This window comes from Gemella sp. GH3, assembly GCF_013415425.1.
In the GTDB taxonomy this organism is placed as follows: Bacteria; Bacillota; Bacilli; order Staphylococcales; family Gemellaceae; genus Gemelliphila.
The window spans coordinates 1-391 of the sequence record NZ_JACBYC010000121.1; the positions used below are offsets into that span (position 1 = coordinate 1).

At 34.0% G+C, this 391-nt stretch carries 1 protein-coding gene; it reads left to right on the forward strand.

What is annotated here, in order from left to right:
• Positions 1-391 (forward strand): Cna B-type domain-containing protein (locus HZY83_RS05090; RefSeq protein ID WP_179942992.1); only part of this gene is annotated, 391 nt, incomplete at both ends.

The following is a 391-nucleotide window of genomic DNA, read 5'->3' on the forward strand; positions in this document are numbered from 1 at the left end:
AAGATAATAATAACCAAGATGGAAAACGCCCAACAAGTATCACGGTAAACTTACTAGCTAATGGAGAAATAGTTCAAAGTAAAGAAATAAGTGAGCAAGATAACTGGAGTTACGAATTTACAAACTTACCGAAGTTCAAAGACGGACAAGAAGTAAACTACACAGTAACAGAGAATCAAGTTGCTGGATATGAAACAGTAATCAATGGTTATAACATAACAAACAAATACACACCAGAAACTACGCAAGTATCTGGAGTAAAAACTTGGGAAGATAATAATAACCAAGATGGAAAACGCCCAACAAGTATCACGGTAAACTTACTAGCTAATGGAGAAATAGTTCAAAGTAAAGAAATAAGTGAGCAAGATAACTGGAGTTACGAATTTAC